Annotated in this window: 12 protein-coding genes and 1 tRNA gene; 6 read left to right on the plus strand and 7 right to left on the minus strand. The window is 50.1% G+C overall.

Annotated elements, in window-relative coordinates; translation table 11 throughout:
- Positions 1–90: 90 nt before the first annotated feature.
- From H6G89_RS04940 to H6G89_RS04950, 3 genes are all read right to left on the minus strand, one after another.
- Positions 91–4,254: a response regulator gene (locus H6G89_RS04940; RefSeq protein ID WP_190504153.1), complete on the minus strand. Its 4,164-nt coding sequence runs from the start codon at positions 4,252–4,254 to the stop codon at positions 91–93.
- 277 nt (positions 4,255–4,531) lie between these two features.
- Complete coding sequence (gndA, locus tag H6G89_RS04945) at positions 4,532–6,007, minus strand: NADP-dependent phosphogluconate dehydrogenase (RefSeq protein WP_441339439.1); 1,476 nt, start codon at positions 6,005–6,007, stop codon at positions 4,532–4,534.
- Between the two features lie 237 nt (positions 6,008–6,244).
- On the minus strand, positions 6,245–6,931 hold the full coding sequence (locus H6G89_RS04950; protein WP_190504154.1) for a class I SAM-dependent methyltransferase: 687 nt from the start codon (positions 6,929–6,931) through the stop codon (positions 6,245–6,247).
- Positions 6,932–6,991: 60 nt separating this feature from the next.
- Between H6G89_RS04950 and H6G89_RS04955 the strand changes: the two genes are divergently transcribed.
- Complete coding sequence (locus H6G89_RS04955) at positions 6,992–7,387, plus strand: hypothetical protein (protein ID WP_190504155.1); 396 nt, start codon at positions 6,992–6,994, stop codon at positions 7,385–7,387.
- Positions 7,388–7,435: 48 nt separating this feature from the next.
- Here the strand turns inward: H6G89_RS04955 and H6G89_RS04960 are convergent, their stop codons facing one another.
- A complete protein-coding gene (locus H6G89_RS04960) occupies positions 7,436–7,579 on the minus strand; it encodes a hypothetical protein (RefSeq protein WP_190504156.1) in 144 nt (47 codons plus the stop codon).
- A 390-nt stretch (positions 7,580–7,969) separates the two neighbouring features.
- Here H6G89_RS04960 and H6G89_RS04965 point away from each other — a divergent pair, with 390 nt between their 5' ends.
- Positions 7,970–8,890, plus strand: a complete 921-nt coding sequence (locus H6G89_RS04965) for a hypothetical protein (protein ID WP_190504157.1) — start codon at positions 7,970–7,972, stop codon at positions 8,888–8,890.
- Between the two features lie 33 nt (positions 8,891–8,923).
- Here the strand turns inward: H6G89_RS04965 and H6G89_RS04970 are convergent, their stop codons facing one another.
- Positions 8,924–9,547 carry a DUF4126 domain-containing protein gene (locus H6G89_RS04970; RefSeq protein WP_190504158.1) on the minus strand — a complete coding sequence of 208 codons (624 nt, stop codon included), beginning with the start codon at positions 9,545–9,547 and terminating at the stop codon, positions 8,924–8,926.
- 55 nt (positions 9,548–9,602) lie between these two features.
- Positions 9,603–9,676: transfer RNA gene (locus H6G89_RS04975), tRNA-Arg, on the minus strand.
- Positions 9,677–9,996: 320 nt separating this feature from the next.
- On the opposite strand from H6G89_RS04975, the gene H6G89_RS04980 reads away from it, so the two are divergent.
- The 3 genes from H6G89_RS04980 (at position 9,997) to H6G89_RS04990 (ending at position 12,998) form a co-directional block, all read left to right on the plus strand.
- Complete coding sequence (locus tag H6G89_RS04980; protein WP_190504159.1) at positions 9,997–10,674, plus strand: Npun_F0813 family protein; 678 nt, start codon at positions 9,997–9,999, stop codon at positions 10,672–10,674.
- Positions 10,675–10,853: 179 nt separating this feature from the next.
- Complete coding sequence (locus tag H6G89_RS04985; protein ID WP_242059824.1) at positions 10,854–11,891, plus strand: hypothetical protein; 1,038 nt, start codon at positions 10,854–10,856, stop codon at positions 11,889–11,891.
- Between the two features lie 144 nt (positions 11,892–12,035).
- Entirely contained in the window at positions 12,036–12,998 is a 963-nt protein-coding gene (locus H6G89_RS04990; RefSeq protein ID WP_190504160.1) for a helix-turn-helix domain-containing protein, read from the plus strand.
- On the opposite strand, the gene H6G89_RS04995 is transcribed toward H6G89_RS04990, so the two are convergent.
- Entirely contained in the window at positions 12,995–13,228 is a 234-nt protein-coding gene (locus tag H6G89_RS04995) for a lipopolysaccharide assembly protein LapA domain-containing protein (RefSeq protein WP_190504161.1), read from the minus strand. The two genes, H6G89_RS04990 and H6G89_RS04995, sit on opposite strands and share 4 nt — an antisense overlap.
- 337 nt (positions 13,229–13,565) lie before the next feature.
- Between H6G89_RS04995 and H6G89_RS05000 the strand changes: the two genes are divergently transcribed.
- Positions 13,566–14,666 carry a hypothetical protein gene (locus H6G89_RS05000; protein ID WP_190504162.1) on the plus strand — a complete coding sequence of 367 codons (1,101 nt, stop codon included), beginning with the start codon at positions 13,566–13,568 and terminating at the stop codon, positions 14,664–14,666.
- Positions 14,667–14,724: the final 58 nt, after the last annotated feature.

Genomic DNA, 14,724 nt, shown 5'->3' on the forward strand with positions numbered 1-14,724 from the left:
AACCCTTTCATTATCCAATAGATCTCTTGCAAATTAGACATTTTGATGAGGTACGGCAGAGGAAGAGCGACAATGCATGACGTGTCTTCCTCACTCCCTATACTCAGCGACACCTGAAAAACATTGCTTCGACTTGACCAGGGTTTCGATCTGTTTAAACCCTTGTTCAACTTTAGAAAACAGGTATCCCATATCGTCAAACTGCTGCTGTCGGGCTTGTAGTTCCAATTGCTCCATCAGGGCTTGCAGGGATTTTGCACCAATGCTGGTTGTGGAACCTTTGATGTAATGTGCCTCTTGCTCGATCGCAGGAAAGTCTTGGGCAGCGATATACGCCCGTAATGTGTCTAAGTGCGGTGGCAGAGACTCAATCAGGGTTTGCAATAGCTCCTGCTCAAACGCCTCATTGCCATCAGACAACTCGTGCAGATAATCCCAATCAATCAGATCATTTAGTGTCACATCAATCTCTGGAGTGCGGCTGATGTGTAAGAGGGAATTGTCTAGGGAATTTTCAGTCGTCATGAGTTTTTGACTCCAATAGGCTAATTTAGCGGCCAGTTCTTTCTGCCGAACTGGTTTACTGAGGTAATCGTCCATTCCCACACTCATGCAGCGATCGCGATCGTCCTTCATCGCATTGGCGGTCATTGCGATGATGATAGGAGAATGAAGCCCGTCTTGTTCTAGACGTCGAATTTCTTGAGTTGTGTCGTACCCATCTAGAATGGGCATTTGGCAATCCATCAGCACAATGTCGTAACGAATTTTTGCCAACAGATCGAGGACTTCCTGCCCGTTTGCGGCGACATCTGCGGTGCAACCCAATTGCTTGAGTTGGTTGAGAGCCACCTTTTGATTGACCAGGCTATCTTCTGCCAGCAGGATCTTGAGTTTTGACGCCTGCTCTGGCGGGATCAACTGCGGTGGTTCAGCCTCTGGTAATAACAAACTGGTAGAGCTAGCCAGTGGTCTAGAAGTTGTATTCATCACTGCCAGGAGACAATTCAACAGACGGGACTGTCGAATCGGTTTCAACAAGCAGGCAGCAAAGCCTGAGTCTAATAAATGGGCTGCCATTTCCTGCTGATGCCATGACGTCAGCATGATCAGTTGAGTGTGACGCAAGAGGGGATCAGCTTTGATGGCACAACCCAGCGTTTTACCATCCATATCAGACAGTTGTATGTCTAGAATGGCGAGGTCATAGGGATAGTTTTGCTGTGCCTGTTGCCGCAATTGATGGAGGGCGATCGCCCCATTCTCCACCTCGTCAACCTGCATTCCCCAATAGAGAGCCTGATGGCGAATAACTTTGCGGTTGGTTGCGTTGTCATTTACCACCAAGACGCGCAATCCTTTCAAACTGCGGATGTTTAGCAACTCATCCTCGATCGCACTCTGGGGTTGCTTCTCAAATCGCAAATTAAACCAGAAGCGGGACCCTTTATTTGGGGCACTCTCTACCCCAATCGAGCCTTCCATCAGCTCAACTAGCTGCTTACAGATCGCCAGACCCAGTCCCGTCCCACCATATTTGCGAGTTGTAGAGGCATCGACCTGAGAGAATGGCTTAAACAATTTCTTTTGTCCCTCTGGGGGAATGCCAACACCAGTATCACTCACTGCGAAGAGGATAGTTGCTGTGCCTGGTGTTTCAGCCTCCAGGGTCACGGTAATCACGACTTCACCAACGGCGGTGAATTTGACCGCATTGCCCACCAAATTTGTCAAAATCTGGCGTAAACGAGCCACATCCCCTCGCAGGTGATTGGGTACGTTTTGAGCAATCAGAATAGCCACCTCTAGACCTTTCGCCTGCGCTGGAATGGCTAACATCTCGACGATTTCTTCAATGCAAACTCTGAGGTCAAAGTCGAGAATTTCTAACTCCATTTCCCCGGCTTCTAATTTTGAGAAATCGAGGATTTCATTAATCAGCGTCAGCAGCGTATCACCGCTCAAACGAATTGTTTCGGCAAAATCACGTTGCTGCAAATTCAGGTTTGTATCCAGCAACAACCCCGTCATCCCCAAAACCGCGTTGAGTGGGGTGCGGATTTCGTGGCTCATGGTTGCTAAAAACGTGCTTTTCATTTGAGCCGCCTGTTCTGCAACTTGCTTAGCCCGTTCGAGTGCCAAATTCTGAGTTGCCAGAGCTTCTCGTTGTTGGGTTTCACACTCCAATAGGCGAGCTTGGGCGATCGCGATACCGACCTGATTTGAGAGTTGCACCAGGGAATCGATTTCAAACAACTGCCAGGAGCGCGGACCCGAACACTGATGGACAATCAACAAGCCCCAAAGCTGCTGATTCTCCAAAATAGGAACTACGAGATTGGCTCGGACTTGAAAGTGTTTTAACAGAGCTTTATGACAGGGCGTGAGGTCAGAGTTATCCAGATCAGCGATCGCACTGATGCGTCCCTGTTGATACTCCTGCCAACGCCCATCCTGAAAACAGGTGTCTTCAATCCGGGTGTTGAGTGAGCTAGACCACTGGGAATTTACCGCTTCGATGACAATGGTGCCGCTCCAGTCAGTGTTGAAACGGTAAATCAAGACCCGGTCTGCCTTCAAAAACTCTCGCACTTCCGCCACTGTCGTCCTGAGAATTTCTTGCAGATCGAGGGATTGACGAATACGAAACGTCATAGCCGCTAGCAGTTGCGATCGCTGGGTCTGACGTTGGGTTTCTTCTTCGGCTCGTCTTTGTTCTGTGATGTCGATGCCTGTACCGATGACGAATTCCAGCTTGCCATCGCGGTTGAGCAGAGCCGTATTCGACCAGGTAATCAGGCGGCGATCGCCACTCCGAGTCACCCAATAATTTTCGTGCGTGTTAGGGAGTTGCTTTGTGGTCAGGTCTGCAAAAACTGCTTTTACAGGCTCCACTTCTTCCTCAAGCAGAAACAGATCCCAAAAGAACTGACTGCGAACCTCTTCAAACAAATACCCTGTCACCCGTTCGCAGTTACGGTTAAACCGCACAATTCGTCCTTGCGGATCGAGCACAATCACCATCGCCCCTACGGTGTCTAATACAGCACTCGTAAAGTCGCGCTCGTCCTCTAATTTCGCCTCAATCTGTTGTCGCTGCTTGAGGACTTGAAGTGTGAAATAAAAGACCGCACCGAGAACGACAAAACTGAAGACCAATAAACTAGCGAGCTTAATCACGGCAGGGGGGTTAGTTACGTGTACTTGCCCTGAATATGGTTCAGTGGAGTAAGTTGCTTCAATCTGACTGATTCGATCGTAAACTTCGCGCTCAAGTTCCTGAAAGTGGTTGGTAGATAACGGGGTAAGACCCGGCTGAGTGGGATGCAGTTGACGCCAAGCGATCGCTGTTTTTGCGTCAATCAGAGCACGGTCAGCTATTTGCTGAATCTGATTAAACCATCGTTTCTGTTCAAGATTGTATTGTGTCTGGCTCTGTGAAAGCTGCAATTCCTGATGAAGATGGGCGATCGCAGTGTGATAAGACTGTAAATCTTGTTCCTCGCCCGACAAGGCAAACTGTTGCTGATTGAGCTTGGCAGTTTGAATATCAGTGGCAATATGCTCGAGTTGGGCCAGGGTAGCCTGCGCTTGAAGGATCGCCGCGGCAGAGTGGGAAAGCTCGACAACCTGTTGATAAATCAATACTCCTAAGCCCAGAAACAGACTGAGAGCAAAGCCAAACCCAACTTTGACTACCTGTAATTGATCGGGTTTGGTGAGTGGTTGTCTGCGGACGATGGCATCTCGTTCAAGCTCAGCCGAATATCGGCGCAACTCAAACTGCTTAATTACCTGGTGTCCCAGCGTTTTTAAGGCTTGAATTTGTGCCGGGGTGAGTGTCCGGGGAACCTGATCGATGACACATAGCGATCCTAAAGCCAACCCATCAACCGTGACCAGGGGCACCCCTGCATAAAAGCGGATGTATGGGTCTGAGAGCACAAGCGGGTTATGGGCAAACCTGGGGTCAGCGAGAGTATCTGGTACGACCAGCACATCGCTCTGCAAAATCGTGTAGGAACAGAACGATAGGCTGCGATCTGTCTCTGCGATCGTCAACCCAACTTTGGCTTTGAACCATTGCCGCTCCGCATCCACAAGACTGATAACGGCGATCGGAGTCTGGCACACATACGCCGCCAGTCGAGCGATGTCATCAAAGGCTGGTTCTGAAGCAGTATCTAAAATTCTGCATTGGTGAAGTGCTTCCAGCCTAGCCAGTTCATTTTTGGGTAAAGGAGCACTAGGCATCGTTCCGCGTTCCTAAGTTTCTACCGTGCTACTACAACAGCATAGGATCAATGATCTGCACGGTAGCACTGTTATCTCGCGGCTTGACTCGTGGATAACCCTTAACTCAGTTCGAGGAAATGTCTTGTGATGCGAGAAAATACGTGGGGATCGTGAGGAAAGGCGGGCAGGGGTGGAGGGTGAGGAGCGAAGAAACTAGAGGAGAGGTGGGGGATAAGCCTTTTATAAAATTGCTTGACCCCTCACCTCTCTACCTTCTACTGGGTGACAGCTTGCGTTAAACGCCAGCAGGAACTTTGTCTTCGGTTGTCCATTCAGTGTGGAATACGCCTGATTTATCAGTACGCTCGTAGGTGTGAGCACCGAAGTAGTCGCGCTGTGCCTGGGTCAAGTTCTGGGGCAGGGAAGCACGACGGTAGCTGTCGAAGTAGTCGAGGGATGCACTAAAGGCAGGTACAGGGATACCCGATTTAGCGGCGATCGCCAACGTTTCGCGCCAAGATGCCTGACGATCTAGAATCGTCTGCTTAAACTCAGGAGCCAGCAACAAGTTGGGTAGCTGCGGATCGTGAATGAATGCCTGCTGGATCTTGTTCAGGAAGCGTGCCCGGATGATGCAACCCCCTTTCCAAATCCGCGCCATTTCACTCAAGTTGAGATTGTAGTTAAACTCTTGAGACGCCTTACTTAACAGTGCCATGCCCTGAGCGTAAGAACAGATCTTGGAACAATAGAGGGCATCCCGCACCATGTTGACGAAAGCTTTTGTATCGCCATAAGCAGTGATGCTGGGTCCAGACAGTTGATTAGAAGCGGCAACCCTTTCTTGTTTGTAGGACGAAATAATCCGAGCATTTACTGCCGCAATGATTGTGGGGATACTGACGCCCAACTCCAGTGCGCTCATCACCGTCCAGCGTCCGGTGCCCTTTTGCCCCGCTGAATCAAGAATCATCTCAACCAGGGGTTGATTCGTATCGGGATCAATCTTACGGAAAATGTCAGCCGTGATCTCAATCAGGAAGGAATCGAGTTCCTCCGTGGTATTCCACTCGGCAAATACTTCGTGGAGTTGGGTGTGGTTGAGTCCACCGACATTCTTGAGCAGGTCATACGCCTCAGCGATCAACTGCATATCACCATACTCGATACCGTTGTGAACCATCTTGACATAGTGTCCAGAGCCACCGGGACCAATGTAGGTGACGCAGGGACCGTCATCCACTTGAGCAGCAATCTTAGTCACGATTGGCTCGATTTCCCGATAAGCCGCTTCTGTGCCACCGGGCATCAGACTGGGACCATTCAGTGCGCCTTCTTCACCACCGCTGACCCCCATACCAATGAAGCTCAATCCGGTAGATTCTAACTCTTTGACACGACGCTCAGTGTCTTCATAGAGGGAGTTGCCCCCATCAATGATCATGTCGTCTTTGTCGAGTAGGGGCTTTAACTGGTTAATCACTGCATCTACAGGACCACCCGCCTTAACCATGATGAGGATTTTGCGGGGGCGATCGAGCGATTGAACAAACTCTTCTAACGAGAACGTTCCTTTGACGTTCTTACCTTCTGCGCGAGTAGAGAGAAACTTTTCCGTCACCGAGGAGGTGCGGTTGTAAACGGCGATCGGGAATCCGTTGCGCTCAACGTTGAGCGCAAGATTTTCTCCCATGACCGCTAAACCAATCAGACCAAAACTTTGTGCCATAAACCCTTTTGCCTGCTTCTGGATAATGCTGGGGAATTGCATTCATCCCTCAAGCGTAGACAACTTTTTTTAAAGGGCAACCTGCTAAAAGGTTTTCTTTATGCTCCGACCGAGGATAGAGGTTAGAAGTGGGAGTAAGAGAGTGGGGATCGGGGAGGGAAGTGAGGGAGGGAGTAGGGGATGGGGAGTAGGGAGTGGGGAGTACCTATCATCCCTCTACTTCGTTACCCATTCACCCTTTTCGTTCTTCGTTCTTCATTTTTCTTTATTCTTCGCCCATTACCACTGCCAGGTAGGGTTAAAGTTTTCGCGGATGAAGGTAGTTAACATGACCTGGGGTGATAGAGCAGGTGGTTTGGATAGATCTAACGTATCGAGTCTCCAGAGAGCGAGGGCTTTGTCGGGATGTGCTCCGGTGTCGTCGCTGGGGTCGCTCAGAATCATAAGGGGTTCGCCAAAGTTGAAGGGAGGGAGGAGCAGGTTGAGCGATCGCCAGGAACCCGTCGCAACGTCTCGATTTTTGGTAGTTCTGGGATACGTTGTCACCAATAGATATTTGGAACCGCTGCGTTGGAATTGTTGCAATGCCCGATAACCTGTTCTCAGCGAGAGATGCACGAGGCAATCTCGGCAGATGATCAAATCGGCAGTCGGCAGAGCATCATTGGCGATATCAGCCGCCATGAATCGAATGGCTGCACTGCCATAGGTGCGTTGATTCTGTTCAATCACCTCTGGCACAACATCAACCCCGGTGTAATCGATTCCATCTAAGGGGATGTGGCGCATCCAGTTGAAGTCACCACAGGGGGCATCCAGGATGGATTTGACCTCTAATTTCTTGAGTACATTCGGCAATGTTGCGCGAATCGAAGCTGTACACGCCAGTTCAGAACCTCGACCTGAGCAGGACTCTGCACTCTGCCACAAACGGTTTTGGGTGATGTGTGTAAAGATTCGTTTCATGATGTTTAGGGAAATCGCAAGTTTTGGAGATAGTTTTTTAGAAGTGTGTATCCTAAGCGAATGCTTGAATTAACTTCATTGTTTGAATTTTCGCGAACCCATTGCGTCGCCATCTGTGCCTTTTTGGTGCCTGCCAATCTGCTTGCAACAGCACAAACGCTATTTTTTGTGGGCTTTGACCGCCCCATGCTCCAGGTTCGGCTGATGACGATGATCGCCAGTTTTTATGCCCTTGTTATGGTACTGCATGTTGGCACCTGGTTAATGATCGGAGTGGTGATGGTGCCAACCTTTGTGTTGTTGTGGTTGGGGACAACCTGTCTGGCGATCAATGGATGGGCGATTGCACACCCCAACAGTTTGACAACGCTGCTCCGACGGATTGCGGTACTGGTTAATCAGATGGTTGTTCCAAATCTACGGTTGATGGGCGATCGCTATAGTTCCCATTCCTGAGCGACTACCGGACTTGAAACCGAGCGTTACGCTAACAGCCCGCTGGAACTAAAACCACGTGAAGTCGGGCTCAGGATTTTGGCGGTTGAAACCGCAACTATTACGAACAGAACCGATCTGCGTCAGTTTGTCTAACCCTTGATTTTCGGTCATCTGCGAAGGCAGACTTGGTTCTGGTAGCCGCGAATTCACTCGCCGGGGCTTGACCGAACTGATACCAATTTAAATTGGCTTCGCTGCACATGATTCCGTAAGGGCGTTTCGCGAAACGCCCCTACCCAATGATCTGCCACAATCAACCATTAAATCGGTATGACACTAAAATTCATAAATTTCCTGCAACGACGATCGCCCCGATACTCTAGCCAAAATAAAGTTTATTAACGATCGACAAACTTTAATCGGTAAAAATTAGGGTTCATTACATCTTCGTTAAGAGTGCATTTGCATTACCCACAAAACTCGGTAAACCGATCAAAATGAGACAAACTATCGTCTATGCTCTGTTGCCTCGCTGTCGCTGCTAATGACAGTTGTGATAGGGCTGCGATCGCTTAACCCGATCTCCTGGGGTATTGAGCCATGCTGAGCCATGCATTGAGTTATCCGCTTCAAGACCGTGATGGACGAATTACACCTCATGACCAGGTTCAAATTGCCCTGGCGATCGCCGAAGAGCATGTGTTGAAATCGCTGTTGGTGAATTGCAGCCCACCCATCGTTAAATATCACCAGATTGGAGCCATTTCCTCTACCATCGGGGTGCCTCTAACCGCTAGGAAAACGATCGATGGCATTATTCAGTTTGAATCGGTGCAATGTGTCTTAAGTGATGCTCCGGTGGAGGTTGATCCCCAGCGATCGGACAACAACCTCAATTATTTGTCGCGATCGCGACAGTCCAGTCTGACCCACTGTGAATCGGAACTGCAAACGCTGGGACAGACAATTCCCATGGCACAGGCGATCGCCCTATTGGCTCATTCGGGGTTCTCGGCTCGTCAGGTTGAGGACATTTTGAATTTGCCCTATGAGGCGTGGCACAAAACCTGGTGGTGTACGTTGGATGCCGCAGGTAACTTTACGGTTCCATTTCTGCGCTTTATCCGCACATTACGCTATCCCGACGGCACATACACCATCCAGTACAAAGACTACTACTCCCAGGAAAAGCCTTCCTGCTTTAGCAGCCAACCTCAGAAAGTGCTGATTGAGATCAAACCACAGCTCGAAAGTTTTAGTAAAACGCTGGAGAAAATCAATTACTCCAGAGAGCACTGCAATACCGAGAAGGCAATCTTGATTTGCAACTCGTTGACTGACCTCGAAGCGCAAGGATTTATGAGTCAGGGGATCAGCCTCTACAGTGCTACTGAGCTGATTTTGCCGATTCAGGCAAATTGCGCTGTGTGTGGCAGCCAAACCTGCCCAATGCATGGCATTGCAGATTCTCCCATTGTGATGTGTCGCCAATTTTATCGGGATGAGTTTTCTACCGAGTGAACCCCCATCGGCTCATCCAACCCCCTGACTCAATCAATCCGGGTCTTGTTTCCCGCGTCGGGGTGAGCGGCGATGCGAAGCAGTCCGTTCCGTGGAGCGATCGCCCGGACTTGCCTGATCTTCATACCACCGCTGCCACTCTTTAGAGCTCCGGATCGCCAACCAGAGCAGCAATAAGGCAATTAACCCTCCTTGACGGGGTGCATCCAGCGCAAACAGCACCAGCGAAACACAAACAAAATCTTGCAAAAAGATCACCCATAGGGGCATTCGTTGGAGGCGATAAGACCATCCCACTTGCACCAGTTGTAACACCAGTGCCAACAGACCCCCGACAATTGCCAAAACAAAAGTAAGCCACACCTCTAACTCGGTCGTAACTGCCACTGTAATTCCAGCGATCGCCCCAACAATCGGGCTAAACAGGAGTTGAATGATTTGTAAAAACCGTTGCCCTACTGGCTCTTTAGACAGCAAAAGCTCAATCAACGACCAACTTACCAGGACCCCTAACACGAGTTGAGGTGAGAATTGGGACAAGATCGGAACATTCGCCCAAAAGTTATCGCTGTAGAGCAACCCAATTAAAAGCAGAGGTAGGGCGATTCTCACTCCTGCTGCTGCTGACAGAGATAGGGCAGCGAGGACTTCAATCATATCGATGGTTTCACCCTGGATGTAGCTCGAACTCTCCACGCACAGTGCATGGCAACGCCCCAGGCAGGACTCGAACCTGCGACCATCTGCTTAGAAGGCAGATGCTCTATCCAGCTGAGCTACTGGAGCCTATCAAATCACAAGAGCAACCTGGGATATTCAGGTTAACTCCTTCAAGAATTTATGGGAAGAATAAAAAGCAGTATGCTTTTACGCCCATCTTGAACCAATATATAGTATCAGGATAACTACAACATTGTGTTATGCTGACCCACTTCCAAACAAAAGGTTTTTCTTGTATTGTCAGACATCCTTCAAGTTGTTATTCATAGATGTACACTGAGAAGCAGTCCATTTCAGCATTTACTGCAACAATTGCGTTTTAGGGGAATGTGCAATCCCCGGTTTAGCTCAACCCCCTGCCCTGATAGGAGTTAATTGGCAGCGTCATGTTTATCTTAAAGAGACAGGATGTTGAAATTACAAGTGTGCAGCATCCCAAGAAGGATCAACAGATTCCCATTCTCCATTACCAGGGGCAGACGTTTCGTCTGATTAGCGTATTTGGTGCTGCTCAAGAAGAGGATGCGAAGGCGTTTTGGCGCGATTTGACTGACAATCGCGGTAAGGCTTGCGTCTTGCTCGAAGAACCAGACCGCTATAGTGTCTGGGGCAAAGTGCGACTCGACCAACTAGCGGGTGATAGTGCTGATCCCCAAGCGACCAGCGATGCGACAACCCCATCCTTTATTCAGGCGAGCCTGCTGCTGTTACAGGCAGTCTACATCGACATTGAAGACTTGTTAGGGGCACGGCAGGCCGGATCATTTCAAAAAGAAATTGAGGGAGTGTTTCAGAAAGGGCAATTCCCTCAAGCGGGAACTCCCGATGCCGTCCATCAACTGTTAACCGTTGATCCCCTGGCATCACTGCAAGTGCCTCCCTGGGAGGAGCATCACCTCAACATGCTGTTGCAGGAGTTGTATCGCATCGGCAAACAACACTTTGGCAATGCCAGCTTTACTGGACGGGTGATGGATGTATTGCAAGATATGCCCAGTGGCGATCGCAATCAGTTTGTGGCGTGGTTAAAGCAGTCTCCCACGGGTAAAGTCTGGCAAGCTTAAGCTAGATAATTGCAAAAAAGTTGATCATAAACGCTCAATTTGTCTTAATATGCAATGCTTAATATGCATTGTTGAAGAACAGACGTAATATTGAGGACTGTAGACAATTTCAGGCTTTGACCCATTGGTTTTTGCCTCGTCAGAATTTTGACCTCAATTACGCCTTGAGGAGCAGCCCGTTGAGCAAAAAAACCTCTTCCCTAGAGTCTTTCCTATCTGTACAAACCCTCGTCCTTGTCGCTAGTGCCTGGGCGATCTTTGCGTTGTTATTTTTCCTTCTATTCAGTGTTCCGTTGCCAGGGCAAGAGCGTCCCGAATGGTATGGCATCACGACCTACATTCTTGAGAATTTAGCTTTTTTGGGAGCCTCAATTCTCTGTTTCCGCAATTGGCGCAGCCCTCAAATTGTCAGTGGACGCACTGTCTGGTTGCTGATTGGACTGGGTATGCTGTCCTATTTTGTAGGAAATCTGGTTTTAGGCTATTGGGAACTGGGTTTGGGTAAAGAGCCAGATGTGACCCCTGGTGACTTTTTCTTCCTATTGACCTATGTGTTGTTAGGTTGGGGAATGTTGCTGGCTGTCCTATCCAGACAATTGACTCTGACTCCGCCTCAATGGGTAATTGTGTTTGGCATTCTGATCGGTAGTGTTGCCCTTGCCTACTTCCTTGTGTTGAAACCCTCCCAGGCAAGCTTAGCCGAGTCGGTCACCCTACCATCGCTGGAGCAGCCCGCCTTTGCTCAAGCCCCTCCAGCAGATCCTCCGGCTTCTCCTCAAGTCGCTCCAGCGGCTCCCCCGGTGGCTCCCGAAGCCCCTGTTGAGGCGGCTCCCGCTGAGGTGGCTCCCGCTGAAGAACCCAGTACTGCTCCAGGATGGGCGATCGCCATTGAAGAGTTTTTAGCTCCCTTTGCCTCGGTTGTGTTGCTGTTTTATCTTGTCGGCGATATCTCACTGGTAGTGATGGCGACGACTCTGCTCCTGGCGTTTTGGGGCGGGCGATTTTCGCTCTCCTGGCGGTTTATTGCGGCAGCCGCCCTGTGTTTCTACATCGCTGATTTGTGGTTCTTCTACGCGGTCTATAACATTGAGGACTACCAAACTGGAGCACTGCCAGAGGTATTTTTCATCTTTAGTGCCTGCCTCTTTGCGATTGGGGCAGCCCTAGAATATGACCTCTCGACTCGTTCTCGCCGAACCAGTCGTCGAAGAGGCTGACAATGAACTCTATTAAGCGTTAGATTGATTGCGGCTATCTAACCTGCCAGAATAGATCTCTGGTGAAGCAGATGATGCTGACTCATCTTCCTGGGTGGTGCATTAATTTGCAGCGGCAATTATTGATTGTTTCTAGTTCGCGGTATGGCTCCTAAACGACTGTCTGATTCCGATAAACAAGAGATCCTCACGCTCTATCGCGAAACCCAGGAGACGACTTCTACCCTGGCAAGTCGGTATGGGGTGAGTAATACGACCATTAGCCGAATTCTCAAGCAAACACTGTCGGATGACGAATACGAAGCCCTCATCCAGCAAAAGCGGATTGCTGGTAAGAGTGGAGGTGAGTCCTCGGATGCATCGGAGGACACGTTGCCGCTGGAGGTGATTACCCCCGTTGCGGAAAAGATTGCTGTCCCAGGCATTGAGCCAGAGATCTCACCTGTGGAACTGCCCTCGACGCAAAACGCACCCTATCGGCGTCAGCGCAAACGCTCAACGGTTGCGACGACCCTATCGGATGAGCCTGTCACCGAAGCGCAGTTACCCTTAGACCTGATTGACCCTCCAGCCCCAGCCGAACCAGAAGCGGTTGAAGCTCCTTTTGTTCCAGAAGCCAGCCCCCTCCAGGAAATCTTAGAGGAAGAAATCATCGACCCCGAAGAGGACTTTGAGGACGACCTGGAGGATGACGACCTGGATGACGATGAGGATGAGGACGACCTGGATGACGATGAGGATGCGATCGCCGAAGGCTTAGATGAAGTTACGACTCTGCACGTTCAGAGTGAGGGGTTGATTCAAGTGCTGCCGCTGTCAGAGGCATCGATCCCCAAGACGTTTTATCTCGTGGTCGATCGCGCCTCTGAGTTGATCACCCGTCCGCTCAAAGATTTTGCGGAGTTGGGTCAGATCCCCGATGAGGAAACCCAAGCAAAGACGCTGCCAATTTTTGATAACCATCGGGTCGCGAAGCGGTTTTTGCGTCGAATGCAGCGGGTGGTGAAAGTGCCCGATGGCAAAATGCTGCAAAAAACGAGTTCCTACCTGCAAGCTAAAGGAATTACCCGCCTGTTAATTGACGGACGGATTTATTCGCTGAACTAATCCTCAAAGTCTTCCCGTGCAGCAGAACGGCTCGGCTTGAGGGAGGGCAATATCAAAGCCATGCCAACTGTGCCGATCGCCGCTCCAAAGGCGACGACGATGCCGAGTGGCATCTGTACCGATTGAAAGGTGAGAAACCGCAGGGTAACAGGAGCCGCATTTTGCACAGAGATCAGGGCGATCGCCATAATCCAAAAGGCGATGATGATCGAGACGATGAAGTTTGCCATGGCAGTCGTGGTCAGAATGGCGTATGAAAGCCATCTTAACGGCTAGTTGCACGAGTAGGTGCCAACCCCTCATTTGAGGGTAAAAAAACGAACGTTGCGAATAGAGGGATGATTATTTTGACACAGACGTGAGCGAGACGCTCACACTCCTTTCAGGTAAATCGTTTAACCCAGTGCGAGCATCCTGCTCGCGACTCATTCATCCCCAAGATCAGCACCGCCAAAAAACAAACACCTATTTAGGAACTTCGACTCTCCATTTCTTGTCCTGGTGAGAGAATTGGCAGACAGCTTGCGATCACGCCAGTTTCTACTCACCTGCTAAACCCGGTTAACTATGCAAAACGGATCTGCAAACCGCTCAGTTTGGAGAACACTTTGGACAAAACTTCCCCTGGCTCTAATCGCCACAACTCTTTTTTGGCAGGGGTCTAGTCTCTCAACTCAAGCCACTAATGCACCGATACAAGTTAGTCAGCGGCAAGAGCGACGACAGGAGTGGAACTCAACGCTGCAAGTGGCTCGTCTTGTTAATGCGCGTCAGCAAGTCACTGACCTGGTGGTTCAACTCGATATTCTCAACAAGCCCGAAACCACCTACGCCAATGCGGTTTATCAGGTATTTGTGCGAATTGATGGACGTTGGCAGGAGATTTATACCAATCAAGGGGCACGATTGATTGTTGGGCAGGCAGGACGGGTCACCCTACAACCTGAAGTGATTTCCATCGGCGATTTGCAGGAAAGCCTGGACGCTTTAGAACTCAACCTGGCAGACGCCGAATTACGAGTAGTCGCCCAGATTCGCTATGACGCGCGGGGAGGCAGACGCGATCAACGTATCGAGGTCGAACAAATTCAAGCCTATCGCCTGATCGCTCAGACTACCCAAGTTGAGATTGTGACAACTACAGTGACGGGTAGTGGAACTGTAACAGGTTCAACCGGGGTTCCTTGTCCTCTAGACTGTGATAACGACGACGATGATGACGACGACGATGACGATGACGATGATGACGACGACGATGACGATGACGATGATGACGACGGCGATGATGATGACGATGTAACCTATCGAGATGTCGTCACCCTCTCAAACGGTTATCGGGTCAGCTTTTTGGGAGTTTCCTACACAGGCAGGACTTCAACCTGGCGATATTACGTAGAAGAGTTGCCGATCGCCCAGGATTTGAGTAACTGGGTTCTGGAATTGCCGCGCTGTGCGAGTGTGGTCAATGCCTCCCCCCGAGGAGAACTGGTCAACCCCGACCCCAATGCTCGGTTGAGTGGAATCAAGTGGCAACCGGGCGGTGGCTTTGTGCAGGGTGAGTTTTCCGTGACGTTGTCAGGGACATTGACCGTTGGGCGCATTAACGTCGCTGTCAAGGGACCCGATGTGGCGATTGGGGAGTTGGCTGGACCCACCTGCGGCGGTTGATGAGCTTCATCTATGAAGGAGGTAGAGGGTAGAGGGGAAACCACTGACTCCCCTACTC

Origin of the sequence: Oscillatoria sp. FACHB-1407, assembly GCF_014697545.1 — a bacterium.
Lineage (GTDB): Bacteria > Cyanobacteriota > Cyanobacteriia > Elainellales > Elainellaceae > FACHB-1407.

Coding starts and splice junctions, on each gene's coding strand:
- H6G89_RS05000 (WP_190504162.1), top strand. CDS start 13,566: ATGCAAAACGGATCTGCAAACCGCTCAGTTTGGAGAACACTTTGGACA.
- H6G89_RS04940 (WP_190504153.1), bottom strand. CDS start 4,254: ATGCCTAGTGCTCCTTTACCCAAAAATGAACTGGCTAGGCTGGAAGCA.
- H6G89_RS04950 (WP_190504154.1), bottom strand. CDS start 6,931: ATGAAACGAATCTTTACACACATCACCCAAAACCGTTTGTGGCAGAGT.
- H6G89_RS04965 (WP_190504157.1), top strand. CDS start 7,970: ATGCTGAGCCATGCATTGAGTTATCCGCTTCAAGACCGTGATGGACGA.
- H6G89_RS04995 (WP_190504161.1), bottom strand. CDS start 13,228: ATGGCAAACTTCATCGTCTCGATCATCATCGCCTTTTGGATTATGGCG.
- H6G89_RS04990 (WP_190504160.1), top strand. CDS start 12,036: ATGGCTCCTAAACGACTGTCTGATTCCGATAAACAAGAGATCCTCACG.
- H6G89_RS04970 (WP_190504158.1), bottom strand. CDS start 9,547: ATGATTGAAGTCCTCGCTGCCCTATCTCTGTCAGCAGCAGCAGGAGTG.
- H6G89_RS04980 (WP_190504159.1), top strand. CDS start 9,997: ATGTTTATCTTAAAGAGACAGGATGTTGAAATTACAAGTGTGCAGCAT.
- H6G89_RS04955 (WP_190504155.1), top strand. CDS start 6,992: ATGCTTGAATTAACTTCATTGTTTGAATTTTCGCGAACCCATTGCGTC.
- gndA (WP_441339439.1), bottom strand. CDS start 6,007: ATGCAATTCCCCAGCATTATCCAGAAGCAGGCAAAAGGGTTTATGGCA.